The 18,993-nt window shown below is 60.9% G+C and carries 17 protein-coding genes; 4 read left to right on the forward strand and 13 right to left on the reverse strand.

Annotated features, from left to right (window positions below):
• Window positions 1-76 precede the first annotated feature (76 nt).
• A complete protein-coding gene (locus NW851_RS06625; protein WP_414333977.1) occupies window positions 77-244 on the reverse strand; it encodes a hypothetical protein in 168 nt (55 codons plus the stop codon).
• A 103-nt stretch (window positions 245-347) separates the two neighbouring features.
• On the opposite strand from NW851_RS06625, the gene NW851_RS06630 reads away from it, so the two are divergent.
• The gene (locus tag NW851_RS06630; RefSeq protein WP_414337352.1) at window positions 348-2,216 is read left to right on the forward strand and encodes a phospholipase D-like domain-containing protein; all 1,869 of its coding nucleotides are present in this window, start codon (window positions 348-350) and stop codon (window positions 2,214-2,216) included.
• Here the strand turns inward: NW851_RS06630 and NW851_RS06635 are convergent.
• Window positions 2,113-3,099 (reverse strand): acetyl-CoA carboxylase carboxyltransferase subunit alpha, encoded by a 987-nt coding sequence (locus tag NW851_RS06635; protein WP_414337353.1) that lies wholly within the window; start codon window positions 3,097-3,099, stop codon window positions 2,113-2,115. The two genes, NW851_RS06630 and NW851_RS06635, sit on opposite strands and share 104 nt — an antisense overlap.
• A gap of 171 nt (window positions 3,100-3,270) precedes the next feature.
• On the opposite strand from NW851_RS06635, the gene NW851_RS06640 reads away from it, so the two are divergent.
• Entirely contained in the window at window positions 3,271-3,804 is a 534-nt protein-coding gene (locus tag NW851_RS06640) for a hypothetical protein (RefSeq protein WP_414333982.1), read from the forward strand.
• Here NW851_RS06640 and NW851_RS06645 read toward each other — a convergent pair.
• The 9 genes from NW851_RS06645 to NW851_RS06685 form a co-directional block, all read right to left on the reverse strand.
• The gene (locus NW851_RS06645) at window positions 3,780-4,262 is read right to left on the reverse strand and encodes a hypothetical protein (RefSeq protein ID WP_414333983.1); all 483 of its coding nucleotides are present in this window, start codon (window positions 4,260-4,262) and stop codon (window positions 3,780-3,782) included. The two genes, NW851_RS06640 and NW851_RS06645, sit on opposite strands and share 25 nt — an antisense overlap.
• A gap of 3 nt (window positions 4,263-4,265) precedes the next feature.
• Window positions 4,266-7,019 (reverse strand): response regulator, encoded by a 2,754-nt coding sequence (locus NW851_RS06650; protein WP_414337354.1) that lies wholly within the window; start codon window positions 7,017-7,019, stop codon window positions 4,266-4,268.
• A 1-nt stretch (window position 7,020) separates the two neighbouring features.
• Window positions 7,021-9,258, reverse strand: coding sequence for a methyl-accepting chemotaxis protein (locus NW851_RS06655; protein ID WP_414333986.1), 2,238 nt, complete (start codon window positions 9,256-9,258; stop codon window positions 7,021-7,023).
• Between the two features lie 40 nt (window positions 9,259-9,298).
• On the reverse strand, window positions 9,299-9,832 hold the full coding sequence (locus NW851_RS06660; RefSeq protein WP_414333988.1) for a chemotaxis protein CheW: 534 nt from the start codon (window positions 9,830-9,832) through the stop codon (window positions 9,299-9,301).
• Window positions 9,833-9,938: 106 nt separating this feature from the next.
• Window positions 9,939-10,304 (reverse strand): response regulator, encoded by a 366-nt coding sequence (locus NW851_RS06665; RefSeq protein WP_414337355.1) that lies wholly within the window; start codon window positions 10,302-10,304, stop codon window positions 9,939-9,941.
• A 47-nt stretch (window positions 10,305-10,351) separates the two neighbouring features.
• Entirely contained in the window at window positions 10,352-11,611 is a 1,260-nt protein-coding gene (locus NW851_RS06670; protein WP_414337356.1) for a response regulator, read from the reverse strand.
• A 355-nt stretch (window positions 11,612-11,966) separates the two neighbouring features.
• Window positions 11,967-12,446, reverse strand: a complete 480-nt coding sequence (locus NW851_RS06675; protein WP_414333993.1) for an NUDIX domain-containing protein — start codon at window positions 12,444-12,446, stop codon at window positions 11,967-11,969.
• Between the two features lie 5 nt (window positions 12,447-12,451).
• Window positions 12,452-13,693 carry a hypothetical protein gene (locus NW851_RS06680; RefSeq protein ID WP_414337357.1) on the reverse strand — a complete coding sequence of 414 codons (1,242 nt, stop codon included), beginning with the start codon at window positions 13,691-13,693 and terminating at the stop codon, window positions 12,452-12,454.
• A gap of 82 nt (window positions 13,694-13,775) precedes the next feature.
• Entirely contained in the window at window positions 13,776-13,934 is a 159-nt protein-coding gene (locus NW851_RS06685) for a hypothetical protein (RefSeq protein ID WP_414333997.1), read from the reverse strand.
• A gap of 164 nt (window positions 13,935-14,098) precedes the next feature.
• On the opposite strand from NW851_RS06685, the gene NW851_RS06690 reads away from it, so the two are divergent.
• On the forward strand, window positions 14,099-15,436 hold the full coding sequence (locus NW851_RS06690; protein ID WP_414333999.1) for a protein kinase domain-containing protein: 1,338 nt from the start codon (window positions 14,099-14,101) through the stop codon (window positions 15,434-15,436).
• Here the strand turns inward: NW851_RS06690 and NW851_RS06695 are convergent.
• On the reverse strand, window positions 15,408-15,740 hold the full coding sequence (locus NW851_RS06695) for a hypothetical protein (RefSeq protein WP_414334001.1): 333 nt from the start codon (window positions 15,738-15,740) through the stop codon (window positions 15,408-15,410). The two genes, NW851_RS06690 and NW851_RS06695, sit on opposite strands and share 29 nt — an antisense overlap.
• Before the next feature lie 365 nt (window positions 15,741-16,105).
• On the opposite strand from NW851_RS06695, the gene NW851_RS06700 reads away from it, so the two are divergent.
• Window positions 16,106-16,558, forward strand: coding sequence for a phosphomannose isomerase type II C-terminal cupin domain (locus NW851_RS06700; protein ID WP_414337358.1), 453 nt, complete (start codon window positions 16,106-16,108; stop codon window positions 16,556-16,558).
• 24 nt (window positions 16,559-16,582) lie between these two features.
• On the opposite strand, the gene NW851_RS06705 is transcribed toward NW851_RS06700, so the two are convergent.
• Entirely contained in the window at window positions 16,583-18,964 is a 2,382-nt protein-coding gene (locus NW851_RS06705) for a M48 family metalloprotease (RefSeq protein ID WP_414334005.1), read from the reverse strand.
• Window positions 18,965-18,993: the final 29 nt, after the last annotated feature.

Raw genomic sequence — 18,993 nt, forward strand, 5'->3', positions numbered from 1 at the left:
TTTCGGGTGAGCCGGCGCAGGGACGGCTGACCCCAGCTAGGGAATCAACGAGAGAGGCAGGCACTGGAGAGCGTCCTCAGCCCAAGCGGCCAGGGATCCCCGCCAAAACCGCCGGCGGCTCCAGCGGCGCCGGCAGAAACTCACCCCCCCGGTAGTCCAGTAGCTGCACCAGGAGCAAGTAGCCCACCCCCAGGGCAATGGCCAAAGCTCCCGTAACAATAGCCACCCACTTAGGCCGTTCCACGCTGCGCCTCCCCCGTCAACTGCCTATCCCTACCCATGATGCCCGAAACGACCACTTGCGGCCCAGCCAAGGATGTCTGGAAGTTTTTGTATCCTGAGGGGGTGTGAGGTCTGGAGAGATGATGAACGGGATCCCATCTTGGCGGCGGCAACTGCGGCGTTGGCTGCCCTGGGCTGCCCTGCTGCTGCTCCTGGTGGCAATTGGCTACTGGGTGGGCCCCCGACCCCGACCTTATCCCCAAGAGCCAGAGCTGCCCACCCTGGCCCCTCTGCCGCAGCACCCCCGCATCCGGGTGGCCTTCAACCAAAGCCGCGAGAGCACCTATCGAGATCCCTATCGCCAGGTCTATCGCTACGGCTACAACCTAGAGGAGTTGATTATCTCTCAGATTCGCTCTGCCCGGCAGTCGGTGGATGTGGCGGTGCAGGAGCTGAACCTGCCTCTCATTGCCCAAGCCCTGGCCGAGCGGCGGCAGGCCGGGATCCCGGTGCGGGTGATTACCGAAAACACCTATGTGCGGGCCTGGCACCAGCTCACCCCTGCCGAAGTGGGGGCGCTGGACGAGCGCAGCCGTCAAAAGTTCGAAGAGTACCGCCACCTGGTGGATGTGAACCGGGACGGACAGTTCTCCCCTGAGGAGATCGCCAGCCGGGATGTCTATGCCCTGCTCGATGGGGGGCAAGTGCCCTGGCTGGATGACACCGCCAACGGCTCCAAGGGCAGCGGCCTGATGCACCACAAGTTTGTGATTATCGACGGGCAGCGGGTGCTGACCGGGTCGGCCAATTTTACCCTCTCCGATATTCACGGGGATTTCGATGCCCCCGGCAGTGTGGGCAACGCCAATCACCTACTGCTGCTCGATAGCCCCGAGCTGGCCCGCATCTACACCGAGGAATTCAACCTCATGTGGGGGGATGGGCCAGGGGGATCGCCCGACAGCCGCTTCGGCGTGCAAAAGCTCAGGCGCCCCCTGGAGACGGTTTACCTTGACGATGCCATCGTGGGGGTGCATTTTTCCCCTGCCAGCCGCTCCCTGCCCTATGAGGCCACCTCCAACGGCCTCATCGCGGCCACCCTGGCCCAAGCGCGGCAGCAGGTGGATCTGGCTCTGTTTGTCTTTACCGACTCAGGCATTGCCAACCAGCTCAGGCAACTGCGCCAGGAGCGTAACGTAGAAATTCGCGGCCTGTTTGACCCTGGCTTTGCCTTTCGTGACTACAGCCGCACCCTGGAGATGTGGGGGCTGCTGCTCCCCGACGAAAACTGCCGGGTGGACGCGGCCCGCCTGCCCTGGACAGTGCCCGCCTCCTCTGTGGGCGTGCCCAACCTCGCTCCGGGAGACAAACTGCACCACAAGTTCGCCATCGTTGACCCCGGCACCCCCCAGGCCACGGTGATCACCGGATCCCACAATTGGTCGGTGGCGGCCAACCACCTCAACGACGAAAACCTCTTGATCATCCGCAACGGGCGGGTGGTGGATCACTTTGTGCGCGAGTTCGAGCGGCTCCTTGCCGAGGCCCGCTTTGGCCCCAGCCGCCGCCTGCAGCAACAGGCGGAAGAGAGAGCCCGCCTCTGCCCGAGCCCTGTCCCCGTTGCCCTCTCCCCATCTGAAGCAGAGCCGGAGCTGCTGGAAGTCGAGGCGATCTCCGTTCCTGACAGGGGATCCCCTTCCCAGCCGGCTACCCCGCAATCTTCTCGCGTGAACTTAAACACCGCCACCGCAGCGGAGCTGGAGCAGTTGCCCGGCATTGGCCCGGGCCTGGCGCAGCGCATCATCGAGGCCCGCCCCTTCTCCTCCTTGGAAGATCTGCAGCGGGTCAAGGGCATCGGCCCGGCCCGGATTGAGCAACTGCGGGATCGGGTCACCTGGTCTCCTGAGCCAGCTCCAGAAAAGCTCCCATACGACGAAACTTTTGGTAGCGCTCCTCCCGCAACTCCCGCCCGCTCAGGGCAGAAAGTTCCTTGAGATGTCGTAGGAGCGCCTCCTTTAGGGTCTGGGCAGCTTCCAGAGGAGCGCGGTGGGCGCCGCCAACCGGCTCTGGCAAGATCTCGTCGATCACCTCCAGTTGCAGCAGATCCTGGGCGGTAATGCGCAGGGCGGCAGCGGCTTGGGGCGCTTTCTTGGCATCTTTCCAAAGGATGGCCGCACAGCCTTCCGGCGAGATCACCGAATAAACGGCGTGCTCAAACATCAAGATGCGATCCCCAACGCCAATGGCCAAAGCCCCGCCGGATCCCCCTTCGCCGATGACAGTGCAGATGATGGGGATCTCCAGCCGAAACAGGGTCTGCAGGTTGGTGGCGATGGCCTCCCCTTGGCCCTCAGCCTCTGCCTTGACTCCCGGATAGGCCCCCGGCGTATCGATAAAGGTCAAGAGCGGCAGGCCAAAGCGGTGGGCGTGCTCCATCAGCCGCAGCGCCTTGCGGTAGCCGGCGGGGTTGGGCATGCCGAAGTTGCGGTGGATGTTGTCCTTGGTGTCGCGGCCTTTTTGGTGGCCCAGGATCATCACCGGCTGATCCCCCAGCTTGGCCAGGCCGCCGACGATGGCCGGATCGTCTTGGCCGTGGCGATCCCCGTGCAGCTCAAACCAGTCGTCGCAGATGGTCTGGACATAGTCCAAGGTGGTGGGGCGGCGGGGATGGCGGGCCACCTGCAGCCGCTCGACAGGCGTGAGCTGGCTGAAAATCTCGCGGCGCAGCTCTTCGGCTTTGGCCTCCAGCTGGCGAATCTGCTCGGAGGCGTCGATGTCGTTTTCTTCGGCCAAGGCCCGAATTTCCTGGATGCGCTGTTCGAGGGCGGCAACGGGCTGCTCAAACTCCAGCAGCAGTCGGTCGGTAGCTTTGGTCATGAGCAGTTGAAGTAACCTTGAGTTAAAGTGTGAGTCTGATGCGGGTCACAGCTTTTGAGGTGGTAGGCTGCTGAAGGCCAGGAGCCACTCGCATGGCGGCGCGTAGCGCTATCTTCTCACATCCGGATTTTCTAAGCTAGAGAAGGCCCTCTTCTGGCTCCGCTCAAACCTGTGTTTTCCTCCTCCCACTCCTCTGCACCTCTTCCCCCCTGGCTGCGCTGGGCGGTGGTGGGATCCGTCGTCCTGGCCATCGCAGGGGGCGCCTTTTGGCACTACGCCCAGCCGGAGCGGCAAATCCGAGTCCACACCCAGAGGTTGCTGCAAGCTGTAGAACGGCGAGATTGGGCCCAAGTAGAAAACTTAGTGGCCGCCACTTATCGCGATGGCTGGGGCTTGGACAAAGAGCAGGCACTGGCCTACAGCCGCGAGGTCTTCGGCCAGTTTTTGCGCCTGCGCATCCGGCCTCAAGAGCTACAGGTGCAGCTCGGCCCTGGGGATCAAGGCCAAGCCACCCTCTGGTTTATTATTGAGGGATCCGGCGGCCCTCTGGCCAACCTGACGCGGGATCAGGTAAACGCGCTGGAACAGCCCTTCCGCCTGGACTGGCAGCGGCGGGATCCCTACCGTTGGGAGCTAGCCCGCGTCGAGAACCCGGCACTGGAGTTACCCCCTATCCCCGCTCAGGGACGGACAGACCAAAGATGAGGGTCAAACACCAACAGGGGGAGCCGACCCTCGGCGGGCGGGATCCATCCCACAATGCCTCGTTGGCGGCCTTGGGCGGCGTAGCGGCTGGGGAGAGGTTGTACCTGAGAAGCAGCTAGGCGGCGCAGGATTGGCTGACTGGGAAGGGGCAGGGCCATCGTTTTCGAGTTATCGACCTGATTGGGTGGGCCGTCCTCACAACTGCCCGCTTGCAGCAACAGAACTCCCTGGGGCAGAAACGGGATCCCGCGGCCCAGCAATAGACGGCTGGTATCCAAAAGCTCAAGGCCGTCCTCCTGAACAGATTGAAAGTCTTGCCAGGCCAAAACCCGTCGCGCCCGTTCAATGGGTAGACCAAAACAGTAGGAGCTCAGTTGAAAGGTAATCAAGGTTTGCTGGTTTCTCAGGTGCTCCTGGCGGGCCAGACGGCGCAAGCGCAGAGGAGAGAGGAGGGCCATGGTCTACCTCGCTACCGACAATATCGGCGGGGCCGGCTGCAGCAGATCCCGTAACTGTTGGATCAGCTCCTGTTCCTGAAAGGGCTTGGAGAAATAGGCGCTGGCTCCCAGCCGTTGGGCCAATTGGCGATGTTTCTCGCCGCTGCGGGAAGTCAGGATGACCACAGGGAGCTGGCTATACAGGGAGTGGCCACGAATCCGGGCCAACAAGCCAAAGCCATCCAGCCGCGGCATTTCGATATCACTGATCACCGCTTGGATGGGAACTCCTTTCTCAAGCCGTTCCCAAGCCTCTTGTCCGTCGCGGGCTTGTTCAACCCGAAACCCCGCCCTTTCCAGGGTTATGGCCAAGAAGCGGCGCACGTTAACTGAATCTTCCACCACCAGCAGATGGGGCTGGGCGGCAAACCTGGACTGGGGAAGGGGATCCCTTGCTGGCCGGCAGGGCCGATCCCGCTGGGCCAGCAGCCAGCTTAGGAGGGCAGGCGGATCCACGAAAAGGGCCATTCGCCCATCCGCCAAAACGGTGCAGCCAGAGAACCCCGGCGGCAGAGGCAGACCTCCCTCCACCGGACGCAGGGTGACCTCTTGCTCCCGCCAGAACCGATCCAGCAACAGACCGTAGGGCTGGTTGCCTTCCGCCACCAACAGCACCACAGGTCGGTCGAGGAGGGGGGTCCCATCCATTTCCTGGACAGGCTGCCGGCGGGCAAAGCGAAACCAACGCCCTACGGGGATCAAAGGAACCTGCTCTCCCTCCCAAAGGAAGGCATCGGCAGGAAGCTCAGGAGCCAGCAGCACCTCTTCCACTGCGTTGGCCGGAAAGGCCAACATCAACCCCCGGCACTCTGTTAGCAGCACGCGGCTGACGCTCAGGGAAAGAGGCAGAGTCAGGGTAAACAGCGTACCCTCCCCCGCCCTAGATTCCACCTGAACCTGCCCCCCAATTTGTTCCAAGTTGGTGCGCACCACATCCAAACCCACCCCCCGCCCCGAGAGCTCGCTGACTTGCTCGGCGGTGCTGAAGCCCGGCTGGAAAATGAGCTCAAGCAGCTCCTCCTTGGAAGCCTGATCCAAGTCGGCGGCAGAAAAGCCCATTTGCAAGGCCCGGGCACGCACCTTGTCCAGAGAAATCCCTCTTCCATCGTCGCGTACCGTAATGAAGGTGCGGTTGCCCCGTTGGCTGGCGGCAATTTCAATCAGCCCTTTGGCCGGCTTGCCCCGAGCCAAGCGGGTGTCCGGATCTTCAATGCCGTGGTCGAAGGCGTTGCGCACCAAGTGCAACAAGGGATCCGCCAAAGCTTCCAAAATCGAACGCTCGATTAGGGTGGATCCCCCCAGAACCCGCAGCTCCACAGGCTTGCCATGGGCTAAGCTCAGCTCCCGCAGTGCCCTGGGAAAGCGATCCGTCAAATCCGACAGCGGCTGCATGCGCACCTGGTCGAGACGCATTTGCATTTGCCGGGAGAGGCGGCTGAGCTGGCGGGCGCTGCCCTCGGTCTCCTGCAGCGTGGTGTCGATATCGGCGGTAACCTCGTCAATTTGCACGATGGTCTCCATCATCTCTTGGGCCAAAAGGTGCAGCTCCCCATAGCGATCCATCTCCAAGAGGTCAAAGGTATCGACCAGGGTCAGGCCGGGATCCCTTGCTTGTGATAGCAGAGAGGCGGGCACAGTGGCGGCGACGCGGTCGTAGCTGCTGCGCAGGCGGCTGTTGGTTTCTTCTAGGGTGCGAACCCGCTGTTTGAACAAGTTGGCCAGCTCCCGCAGCCGCTGCAGGCGGCTGTTGAGGCGGTTGCGCTCACTCGTGAGCTCTCCCAACAGCTCCCCCAACTGTTCTAGAGGGCGAGCCGGCACCCGTAGCATCTCGGCGGGGCTTTTGGCCCTGGCTGAAATTGCATCCGGCAGCTCGGCAGTGGCCCCTGGGGGGGGAGGGGCTTCTGCTGCGGAGGAGACCGGAGGCTCTGCCGCATCCCAGGAGCTGGGGAGAAGATTCGTCTGGCCCACCAGCACTAGGGCCTGCGAGTGTCGCCAAGCCTGTAAAACCGCCTGAGCAACGGGCAACACCTGCTCTTTCTCAGTTGGCGGCAGCGCTTCCAGAGCCTGGGCTGCCGAGCTGCACAAGCTGACAAAGGCAGGCAGATCCAACATTTCCCCCAGCGCCCCCAGCTCTTGGGCAGCGATGAGAAACTCCTCCCGCAGACAGGGCTGGTCGGGCGCGGCCAAAACTCCCTCCAGCCGCTGCAGGCAGGCTTCCACCTCCGTTTCAAACAGCAGTACCCGGATATCGCCCCCGGCTTCTGCAGCCAACACCTGCGCGGTATCTTCCGGCCGCAACTCTCCCACCTGCTCCCGCAGCCGCTGGAAGATGGGCTCCACTTTCTCCCTCAGCCAGTCTTCTTGCAACGGCTGCCTCTGCTGGTGGCGCTGGACAATTTGGCGCATGCAATCCAACGCCGCCAACAGGGTACGCTCTACTGCGGGCTTGGCTTTTTGGGGATCCACCTGCAAGATCTTGAAGCCGTCCTCCAGGCGGTGGGCCAGGTCGCTGAGCGCCGAAAACCCCATCATCGCCGCCCCACCCTTGATGGAATGGGCAGCCCGCAGCAGGCGATCCAAACGGGGGCGATCCAACTGCCGGGATCCCAGCCCCACTACCTCTGTCTCCAGGGTGTTGAGGTAAGTCTGGGCCTCCTCCAAAAACTGCAGCCTCACCAGCCATTCGCGCGGGTCGAGGCCATCGGGATTTGGCTCCATACTAGACTGCCTCCCCCACCTTGAAGGTGGACACCGAAGCCTGTAGCTGACGGGCAACCGCCACCGTAGCTTGGAGAGAGTTGGCCACCTGTTGCGAAGCTGACGCCGTTTGGGCGGCAATGTTGGCGATCTGCTGCATCAACTGCCGCACCGTTTGGGAGGTGTCGACCTGGGCCTCGGTGGAGCGGGCGATGGCCTGGAACAGTTGGTTCACCTGCCGCGAGACTTCCACAATTTGCCCTAGGCTCTGCTTGGCTGTTTCCACCAGGCGGGTGCCTTCCACCACCTGGCCGGTGCTGGTTTCCATCGCCTGCACCACTTCGCTGGTCTCCCGTTGGATCCCTTCCACGATGCGCTCGATCTCGCGGGTGGCCTCCGCCGACTGGGCGGCCAGAGCCCCCACCTCTTCGGCAACCACCGCAAAACCCCGCCCTTCTTCCCCGGCGCGAGCCGCCTCAATGCTGGCGTTTACGGCCAACAGGTTGGTTTTCAGGGCAATCTGGTTAATCAAGGACACCACCTTGGAGATCTGCTGGGAAGATTCCCCCAGCCGTTTCACTTTCTTGGCCGTTTCGGCCACCGTCTCCCGCAGTTGCAGGATGTTCTGTACCGTGCGATCCATGGTCAAGCTGCTGTCGGTAGCCGTAGTGGCAGCAGACTCAGCTACTGTGGCAGCCTGCTGGGCCTTATCGGCCACCTCCTGGATCGAGAGCGTCATCTGTTCCACAGAGCGCAAGGTCTCTTCAATTTGGATGGCCTGCCGGAGAGCCGCCTCGGCCAGCTCGCGAATGGCTGCCTCGTCCCGGCCAATCGATTGGTTGACTTGCCCGGCAGCCTGCTGCACTTGAATCACGATGTCGCGCAAGCTCTCGATGATGACGTTGAAAAAGTCTGCCATGATGCCAACCTGTCCGGCGGTTAGCTGCGCCCGCACGGTGAGGTCTCCCCGCGAGGCCTCTGTAACCTCGCCAATAAGCTGCAGCAGCTCTCTTTGCAGCGCTTCCGACCGCTCTCGTTCTTGGGCGGCCACGGCCTTTTGCTCCAGCGCCCCCAGGTTACCCAAAGCTTGACTCAGGCGGTTGGCCAGCTCGGCCAGGTTTTTCTGGTCTTCGTCAGACCAGCTCTGGCTTTGGGCGCGGCCTACGGCCAAAAAACCGTAAAGCTCATCGCCACGTACCACCGGCGCCACCATCTCGGCTTTTAATTGGATTGTGCCCAACATCTGCAGGTGGTCGGCGCCCAGGTCTACCCCAGGCACCGGGCCAAAAGCGTAAACTTGCCCACTGTGGAGAGCCTGCTGGAGCGGAGCCGGGATCCGGCGGAGGAAGGTGCCCAAGGTGTCAGGCAGGCTGCTGTCGCGGGATTCAGCAATAACCTGCGCCTCTTCGGGAGCGGTCAGGCGATAGAAGGCCACTCGTTGGGCACCAAAGCGCTGACGCATCTCGCCCAACAGCTCGCTCAGGGGATCGATCAGCTCTTGCTCTTGGCGAATCCGGGCAATATCGGCAAACCGTTGGGCCAGCCGGGTATCGGAGACTTGTCGCTCGTAGGTGGCGTTGCGTTCCCGCACAAAGTTGCGCACCAGGATCAAGATGATCCCCCAGCTAACCAGCAGGATCGGGAAGCTGGTAGCCGAAAGGATCAAAGCCCCCAACAGATCCCGCTCGTAGAGCCGGACGCTGCTCTGAATGTTGCCGCGAATGGCCTCCAGGGTTTGGTTGATCCCTTCGGCGTAGATGCGCTTTTGCTCTTCGTACTCGGGGCTGTGCAGCAGGTCAAAGGCGCGTTCTTGCTCGCCGGCTCGAATCAAGTCAAAAGCCTGCACCTCCCACTCCACCAGTTTGATGTTGGCTTCTGTCGTTTTGGCTGCGTAGGCCTCGTAAGAAGCGGGATCCAATCGCTGAATCTCCGCCAGCACCTTATCCAACTGAGGTACATAGCGGTTGTAGCGCTCTTCCCAGGACAGATCCCCGCTGGCAGCAGCCATGCGGGCAGACATGGTCAAGACTTCATCCAAATAGATCACCTGATCGCTCAGGTTTTGCAGGGTGAACTGCCGCGAGATGGAAGGCTCGAAATCGAAGTAGGTGCGGGCTACGCTGCCGGCAGAAACGGCAAACAACAGGGAGCTGATGCCCAGCGGGAGACTGATCGCCAGAGCCAGACGGGATCCGGCGACTTTACCCTGGGGTCGAGAAGAGGGGGCCAACTTGAGGAAGAGGGGACGGAAGGAGACCATAGAGTTTTACCTATAGCTAGGAGAAAACGGTTGAGAGGGATCAAGGATTGGCTTGGGAATAGGCCGAGTTGAGCCTTTGGAGAATGGCAAGGGGGCTGAGTACCCAGAGAGTCTCTTCCTTTTCCTTTTCCCAGACCAAACCACTGCAACAGTCGCAGAGACTATCCAGCCGGAACCTATCTTGGACGGGTTGAGCTTCTGCTAGAGGCTGGATCTGCTGGCTGACCACTCGAGCCACCCCCCTCACTTGTTGCACAGCCAGGCCCAGCCCCCCACATTCTGGGCGCATCACCACCAGATGGTATTCGGGCTGCCCAACGTCCAAAGGCTCCAGGCCAAGAAACTGTCCCAGATCCACGCCCCAGAGGATGCGGTTGCGATAGTTGAACAAGCCCAGCACCCATGCGGGCTGGTTGGGGAGAAGAGTAAAGTGCTGTGGGGCAACAATTAGCACTTCCTGGGCAACTGTCATGGGCAAAAGGGCCCGACAGTCCACCCCCAACTGGAGATGTAAGTACAATTCTCCGGTGCGGACGGCAGTAGAGCTTTGGGAAGAAAAAGAGGTCGCCAGCATCTTTGCTCTCGCTCTGCAACGTCTAAGGCCCAACCAGACTGCACCCCAGAACCACGACCGCAACTTGGACTCAGCAAGGGAGATTCGCTGCAAAAAATCCCGAGACTCAACTCAGCAGCACCGACTTCACGGCCCGCACAATGTCCTCGCGGCTAAAAGGCTTGGTCAGATAAAGGTCGATCCCTTGCTTCATGCCCCAGAGTTTGTCCAGCTCTTGATTTTTAGAAGTGCAGGCCACAACGGGCAACTTTTGGGTCTCCGGGTTTTTCTTGATTTGGCGGCACAACTCCAGCCCGCTCATGCCTTCCATGACCAAGTCCGTCAGCACCACATCGGGTTTGTCGCTGCGGATCTGCTGCAATGCCTCTTGGGCGCTGGCCACTGCCACCACTTGATAGCCTTCTGCCCGCAGGTAATCGCTGATGAGCTGGCGCTCCGAGGCCACATCTTCCACCACCAAAACTTTCACCATGATCGACAACTCCTTTGTTTTTCAACCACCGTAAGCTTAAGGTGCCCCTAGGTAAGATAGCGAAACACCATCTGCAGCAATTCTTCCTGCCGAAAGGGCTTGGTCAGGTAATCGGTAGCACCGGCCAAGCGCGCCTTAACCCGATCGATCAGGCCTTTGTGGCCCGTAACCATCACCACCGGCACATCTTTGAGTACAGAGGACTTGCGGATAAGGCTGCACAATTGGTAACCGTCCACGTTGGGCATGCCCACGTCCAGCAGGATGAGATCCGGCTTGAGAGTGGTCAGCTTCATCAAGGCTTTCAAAGAGTCGCTGATGGTGTGGATGACCAAGTGGTGCCCTTCCAGCAACCGCTGCAGCTCGCTGAGCATGGCTTCACTGTCGTCAATACAAGCCACAACCCAGGTTTTCGAGACTGGGGGGGATGGGCCCAGATCCGCAAGCCCGTTGGCCAGTTGGAGAGGCACGGTGGGGGTTTCTGAGGGCTGCAATTCCGTCTCAAGCCTGGCCGCGTAGGTTTTGGGCAGCCGATCAAAGGGGGGCTGGGGATCCCGTAGGACAAGGATGCCGGCTTGGATCAAAGGATGTAGGCGGCGAGCGATCCGCAGGTCGTCTTGATCGAGAAGAGCGCTCAACTGGCGGAAGCTAAACCCCTTCAGCAACCGGCCCAGACGTTCCTGTTGCTCGGCGGGAAGGCGTTCTGCCTGAGCCCGGCTGGCAAAGTAGGGCCGTTGGTAGGGGGAGGTGATCTCAGGCCCCAAAGATTGCCAAGCCTGTAGCCGCTTTTGGGTCAGATCGAGCAGGGATCCCACCTCCCACTGACCCAGGGTGGGCACCGTGTCCAACGGGATGATCTCCTGCCGAAAGCTGGTTGGAACCAGCAACAGATTTTGCAGCACCTCCTCGCTGATCCAGGTGTTCAGCCGACGCGCAGCTTCCCAAGGCAGCAGTTGTTCCGTCACCATCCAACTCAGCCCCAGAAGGTCTGCGGGCAGAGGTCCCGTCTCCTGAGCCAGCAGCGCTTCCACCTGCCTATGGATACGCAGGCAATTTTGGCGGGTCAGAGAAAAAACTTGATGGCTGAGCCGACGCAGGTGGCGGTCCAGTCGCTCCAAAGGCTCGAAGCTGTGGTGTGCAAATCCCAGACGACCTTGGTGGAACACCAATGACCAAGTGTCCAGCTCCTCGCTTCTGTCCAGAGCACTGCAATACCGAACAACCCCTGTGAAACCAGCCTCCACCTTCAGCAAATGGTCAGAGACTTGCGTACAGACGTTGGGGCAATTCATCGGCGGAGAGGACATGCTTGGGCAATTTTCTGCGCTGAGATTGACAATATCGGTGCAACTCTATGCTCCACTCACAAGTCGGCGCAAGAATGTTTTCAAGAATACGATTCAAGTTCAAGCACAGCTCCGACCCAGACAACCGCTTTTGAACTAAGCCCAGCAGAACGGGACAAGGCTGCACAAAACTTAGAGTAGGTTTTACAGAGTAGGTTATCGATGACTGGGGATCACCAGTCGATCGTCACAAATGAGAATTAACCTTCAGATCGTCTGGCGGTTTTCTTCCCCGGAAACTGTCCACGGAAAGCCTGCAAGACGCAAGACAATATAGAAGTAATCCGAATAAATCTCTTCCGTAAACATACGGAACTTAGATGCTCTCCAATTTCCAAAGCGGCTCCAGATAGGCTTGGCAGCGGCGCAGCAGTTGCCGACTTTCTTCAAAGCTGATCTGCTCCAAGGCTTCGGGGTAGGAGCACCAGCGGTAGGCGGCCACCTCCTCCGGCTGTACCTGCAGCTGAGGGGGAGGAAACTGGGGCGGCAGCAGGGCCACGTAGTAGGTAACGGTCTTGGCCACCGCGTTCCCCTCTGGATCTGTGAAGGTGTAGGCCTCCTGCAGCGTCAGGGGGTCGGGCTGGCCGGGCAGGGTCAGAAGCTGGTAGTCGGTCAGGCCGGTTTCCTCGCGCAACTCCCGCTGGGCTGCGGCCAGGTCGCTTTCGCCCTCATCTTTGTGCCCTTTGGGGAAGGCCCAATGCCCTTTCTGGTGCTGGATGAGCAGGTAGAGGTGGGATCCCTGGGCGGGCGGGAGGGGCAGCACCGGGATCACGCCGTAGGCAGCATCGGTCAGCATGGGAGCTAGTCTCCAAAGAGTTTGATGGCAGGTGGCTTGGGATCAAAAACCCCGTTGGGATCCACCCGCGGGCGCTCCACCCCTTGCAGGGGCGAGAGAGGGCGACCGGTGTCGAATTGAAAGAGATAGATCGGCAACTGGCTGTCGCCTAATGGCAAGAAGGCCAAGGTATCGATCTGGGTGAGGGCATTGCGGCTGGCCGGTCGGGTGAGGTTAAAGGCGGCGATGCGGTCTTCCAAGGGGGTCTCTGCGGCGGTGCGTCTGCCCAGGCCAATGCTAAATTGCTGGTTCCCCCGCTCGTCCACTCCTAAGGGCCGCACCTCTCCCAGCTCCAGTTGGGGACTGCTCTCCGGCAGACCGGCCACCACCGGCGGTGCATCCAGCGGCGGCTGTGAGGGCAAAAAGCGCAACTGCACCCCCTCTGGCAGAAGGCGATAGTCCTGGTAGTCGTGCCGGATGGCAAGGGATCCCCTGAACACGCGGCGGGTCAGGCCCTCCAGCGTCCAAAACCCATAGCCCACATTGATGCGGCTGCTCTCCGGCAGCCAGTAACGGGCGCCTCCCTGGGGAGCAGGCACTGCCGTAAACCCCATGAGGACATAAGCCTGCCCCCACACCCCTGACAAAAACAAGAGCACCTGCCGCGGCAGCCCTGACTCCGGCTCCAGCCACAGCTCCCGCAACTGGCCCTCCTGCAGGGGCTCCAGGCGCAAGTGCTGGACAGGGGATCCCGCCAGATCTGCTCGTTCTGAGGAGACGACGCGGTAGCGGCTGGGATCAGCCTCTAGCTCAAAACTCACCGAGGGCAGGAGCGCTTCGGGCCGGCTCACGTACACCGAATACAGCTTGAGCAGGTCCGATTGGTTCACCACCTCCAGTTGCCGCGAATCCAACAGGCGAATGCGATCCCCTTCAGCTACCCACGCCTGCCAACTGCCGTCACGGCGGCGGAGCACATCCAGGGTGGCTGTGAAGGTTTGGGATCCCTCCACCCGCACCTGCTGGCGGTACTGCAAGTTGGGCAGCGGCGGCAATTGCTTTAGAGCAGTGTTGAAGCGCTGCAGCCAAGCTTGGGGATCCAGCTCGGAGCTTGGGGGAGCAGCGCGATCCGACTGGGCCAAGGCCGGATCTGCTGCCTGTAGGGCAACCAGCCCCATTAGCAGGAGCACCACTCCGCCGAGGTAGCCGCAGCCTCGAAGGGATCCCGGCCGTCGCCATCTCCTGAGTTCGGACTGTCCAGGGGACATTGGCTTACCTCAGCTCACCCTACCAAACGGGGACGCCTCCCAGACCCCAGAGAAAACCCTCCGCAAGGGATCCCTGGTACCTCTATTCGATGGAAATAGACTGGGGACCTTGGGTGGGGGCGGGCGAATCCTCCACCCTCAAGCCCTGCGACTCCAGCCAACTGCGCAGCGGATCTTGCCTGACATCCAAACGCAGCAGGCCGCTCAGGAAGCCCCCACAAAAAGGAACAGGATTGCTCAAAAAGGTCTTCCAGACCTCATTTATCTCCATAGCCACAACACCAACCACCCCCCAATCCTAGCAAGGACGGCAGTTGGGGATCCCCTACGGCCTGGCAATCGCAGCATTCCCGTATCCCCGCTGTTATTGGATATACTCAGCTCAGAGCTGCGCGGGCGCTTGTGATGACCTCTGCAAAACAGCTTGGCAAAATTCTGCTGGTGGACAGGGATCCCGCGGTTAGCCAGCAGTTGAAACGCAGCCTTGAGCAAGCTGGATACAGCGTCTTTGCAGCGCAAAACAACATCAAGGCTTTGGAAGCCATCATTCATCAATCGCCAGATCTGGTGCTGATGGAGTTGGTGCTGCCGGGGCTGAATGGGCTGGAGCTGTTGCAGAGGATCCGCTCGGCTCGTTCCCGCTTGGAGTTGCCGGTGCTGATCCTCTCCAGCTACAACGATGCAGCGGCCATGGTGGCCGCCTTTGACCTAGGGGCAGATGACTACCTCACCAAACCTTTCCTTCCTGAGGTGGTGCTGGCCCGCATTCGCTCTCAAATTGCTCTGGGCGCAGCCCGGCGAGCTGGCACTGCCAAGCAACCCAACCAGGTTGGCAAGGGGCGCTACCAAATGGAACGCTTGATCGGCATCGGCGGCTTCAGCCAAACCTACCTGGCCCGCGATACCCATCGTCCTGGCAACCCGCTCTGCGTGGTCAAGCGCCTGCGACGCATGGACGATAAAGAAGACAAAGACCGAACAGAAGAGCACGAGAAGATAGCGGAAATTGCCAGGGCAGCTTTTGAGCGGGAAGCGCAAATCCTCGAGAAGCTGGGCCATCATCCCTACATTCCCAAGCTGTTGGCCCACTTTGAAGAAGATGGGCAGTTCTACACGGTGCAAGATTTTGTCCGGGGATCCTCGCTGCGGCAGCATGCCAACCGGGGGGTGATCTGGTCGCCGGCCCAGACCGCCCACTTCCTTTGTGAACTCCTCAAGATCCTCGTCTTTGTCCACCAGCATGGCGTCATCCACGGCGATATCAAACCCTCGAATATCATCCAAACCCGACGAGACAAACGCACCCATTTCACCCTGATTGATTTCGGTGCCATCCAGCACATTGATGGCCCGCCTGGCCAAGATCCCTTCTCTGGCGTCTTCATCGGCACCGGCGACTATGCTCCTCCTGAACAGTTGTCTGGCTGCCCCCGCTTCAACAGCGATATTTTCGCCCTTGGTCGGGTGGCCGTAGAAATGTCTATGGGGACGTTGCCGCGGATCGGCGAACCCCTGGCCGAAGCCATTCCCTTCGGCTTCGGGGATCCGCGCCTGCTGGCCATTTTGGAGCGCATGGTTACCCCCGATGCAGATGCCCGTTACCCCACCGCCCAAGCCCTCTTGGATGAGATCCGGCCCCTATACAGGCAACTGCTGGCCGAATGCGCCCGACCCTCGCGGCAGCCGGTGCTTGTAGAACCGGAAGAGATGGAAATCACGGCTGCCGGGCGAGATCGTGGCTAAATGCCTCGGCTTCAAAGTGGCCGCTCATGCCCACAACTTGCCATTCGGCGCTGCGATTTCCCTGCTGGAAGCGCAACCGCTGCGCCCGCAGGGGCACCACCTGGATGACCTCGGCTGGAAACGCCTGGTACTCTCCCAGGTACTGCCGGGGATCCGGCGGCAGGTCGGCACTGCTTTCGATTTGAATCCAAAACACCCGCCCCGCCTGGTTGCCGTAGGCCCGGATCTGCTCTTGGCCCTGGTAGTGCTCCACGCCGCGTAGCCGCTGCCGCCCTACCTGCATAGACTTAGCCCACTCCGGCAAGGGATCCCCCAAACTCACAGCCCACGCCGGCCCGCATAGCCCCAGCCAACACAACAGCAGCAGCCCGCAAACCCAAGGCCATCGGTGTGACCTTCGGTTCCCGCTTTTCAAGGCTCGACCGAACATAGCAAGTTTTCCTCCGCAATTCAAAAAATCGCATCCCTCTCCCGGCTTTGGGGGCGGGGGAAGGAGTTGGGGGTGGACGACAAATTGTCAATTTGGGGCTTCTGGGTTTCCAATCTACCCTTTTAGACGCGGCCCAGTAGCAGCGCCCACAGCCGCCTGCTCTCCGGCAGGCGGGAGTTTACACCCTATCCCCAAACTACGTGAGATAAGCTGAAGGTAAGCCCTAAGGAGAGCATCCCATGCTGGAAACCCCCAATGCCAACCCGGCCTCCCTGGAAAAGCCCTCGCCTTTCCTTTCTGCCGAAACCCTCAACAGGCTGATCGAGAGCAATACTGAAACTCGTCCCTGGGGCAGTTTCACGGTGCTGGAAGAGGGCCCCGGCTACAAAATCAAGCGGATTGTGGTGCTGCCCAAGCATCGCCTCAGCTTACAGATGCACTACCACCGCAGCGAACACTGGATCGTCGTTGCCGGCACCGCCAAAGTTACCTGCGGCGATGAAGAGCGGCTGATCACCACCAACCAGTCCACCTACGTGCCCCCCTGCACCAAGCACCGCCTGGAAAATCCCGGCGTCATCCCCCTGGTGATCATCGAGGTGCAAAACGGCCAGTACCTGGGCGAAGACGACATCGTCCGCTTCAGCGACGACTACGCCCGCGCCAACGGTGGGCAACCGGCAAAAGCCTGAGCTTGGCATCCTTGGCCAGATAGCCTAGAACGGGAAAAAGACCATCAGCAGCAAGGCAGCAATCAAGCCCAGCGCCACCTGCACCGCCTGCCCAAAAGGAGGATGGCTGGTCACCACTTCGCCATAGCTGCTCTGGAAGCGGGACAGATCCAGGTAGGGAACTACCCCCCGCCGGAACCATCCCACCACCGCTCCTTCTTGGCCGATCAGCCTGCCTGCCCGGCTCTCCCCAAACAGGAAGTTGCCCAGCGGCCCAAACCGAGAAACATAGCGCAAGAAAATCATCCCCGTCTCATCCTGGAACTTGAGATCGGCGCCAAAGCGATAGCCTGGATCCCCTCGCCCAATCACCCGCCCCTGCAACTGCATCGGCAAGCCGCGCAAGGGGCTGGCGTAGGGGTTGCTCATCGCCTTCAACACCGTCAACGCCGGCGGGTTTTCCAAGCTGGGGTACATCACCGTCATCTTCAGCAGTAGGCCCAAGCTGGCTCCCGCCACGGCCAGGCCGGCAAACATGCCGTAAGACCCTGCCCGTAGAGCCGGGATCCCGAGCACCATCCCCAAGATCGCCCCCAGCCACTCGGCGTTTAACAAAACCACGTCCAGAAGAAAATTGCCGTAGAGCTGCTGGCGGTTGAGCTGCTTGCCCTGGGCCACCACGCTGGCCATGTCGAACTCCACCGGCAGATCCAGTTGTTCGGCATAGGTGCCCAGCGCCCGCACCCGCTTGCCGGTGAGGGGATGGGTGGAGTTCAGCTCCATCCACCAGGCCCAAGGGTTAAACAGATCCCACAAAAACACCCTGCCCACCTGGCTGGGATCCGCAGCCACCCGGTAAGCTGTCCCCGCCATCACCGCCGCCTTGGCATCGTAGATCCCCAAGGCCCGCGTCCCTTCCAGCAGGCGAGCACTGCGCTGTCGGGCTTCCTCATCCTGTTCCCGCTCCCCTTCTTGCACAATGCCAAAGGCTATTTTCACCAGAGCCCGCGAGAGGGCGTTGGGGTTGCCGGTGGTTTCGGCGGCAAAGTGATCGGCAAAGTACTCCCGCACCCGCGACAGATACAGCACCAAGTAGGAGCCAGCCACGTAGAAAAAGTAGGCGACCAGCGCCAAGGAACCTATGTTTTTGCCCCCTCTGCGATCCCGGCGCGTGTCGCGCAGGTAGACGTAGAGGAGGTAGAGGATCTGCACCAACGTGGAAGCCAGGGTCATGACCGCGAAATCCCAGTGGATCACATGCCCCAGCTCGTGGGCATAAACTGTAGCCACCTCCTCATCTTCCAAGTAGGTGAACAGGCCCTCGCTGACGACGATGCGGGCCGTATCCGGCAGGCTGCCATAGGTAAAGGCAGTGGGGTTTTGGTCGCGGATCAGACCCAGCTTCGGCTGCTTCAGCTTGTACTGGCGGCAGACCCGTTCGATCACCTCCGCGCTTTCGGGGCTGCGACGCCCGATTTCTGCCAGGCTCACCCACTGGGTGCCGTAGAGGCTGTGCTGGATCCAGTCCATCAGCCAGGGGGACAAAAAGAAAATCAGGGCGTTGAAGGCCAGGGTGAGCAAAACAGCAAAAAGGAGAGAGCCAAAAGAGAACCCCCCTTCCAAGGTGCCGAAAACGGCCAGGGCCAGCACAAACACCATGCCAAACAATAAGCTCAGGGTTACGCCGGCGGACATTGTCAGGTTGCCGGCAAAGCTGGCCAGAATCAGCGAAACCCCCACCTGGGGGGCGCGGTAGCTGCGCCTTGTTTGTCCGGTTTTAAGACCTGAGGTGGCGGGATCCAATTCGGCCAAGGTGCGGCTGGGATTGAAGCAATAGCGGCTCAGCCAAACGCTCAACAGGCGCAGCTCATGGGGATTGAGGCTTTTGAGAGGTTCCAGCCACAGGGATGCTTCCACCGACAACGTCACCGTCGAGACGGCGCCGGGGTTGCGGAACAAGGTGGGCAGTAGGGGCAAAACCTCCTCTTTTTGCCCAGCGGTGAGGCTATGAAAACCCAAGACCGCCTGGCGCACCACGCTCGAAGGTTGAGGCAGGTCGGCAGTGAGCAACTGGCGGTCTTGGACAAAGCAGTAGCGGCTGAGATCTGGACTGTCGGCGGGATCCCCCCTGCCCGTCGCCGCTTCCGGAGCCAGCCTCACCTGAGTTTTCCAGTTGGCCTGCTGTTGGCCGATGGGGCGGCTGTAGAGGGCCAAGCGCTTGACTTGAGGATAGCGGCTGGGAATTGCCTTCTGGAACCAGGCCGTCAGCCTCTCATGGTTGAGAGCAACGTGAGCAGGGTGGTTGATCATGACCACCAAGGCGTAGTCCTCGGCATTGTCTTGGAGGGGCTGGGCCTTCACCTGGATCCTCAGACGCAGGTTTGCCAAAGCTTGCTCTAGCCACTGCGCCACTTCCTGCTCGTTCATAGCCATCTCCCGGATTGGGTAGGGTAAGC

It is taken from the genome of Synechococcus sp. H55.7 (genome assembly GCF_047462395.1).
Lineage (GTDB): Bacteria > Cyanobacteriota > Cyanobacteriia > Thermostichales > Thermostichaceae > Thermostichus.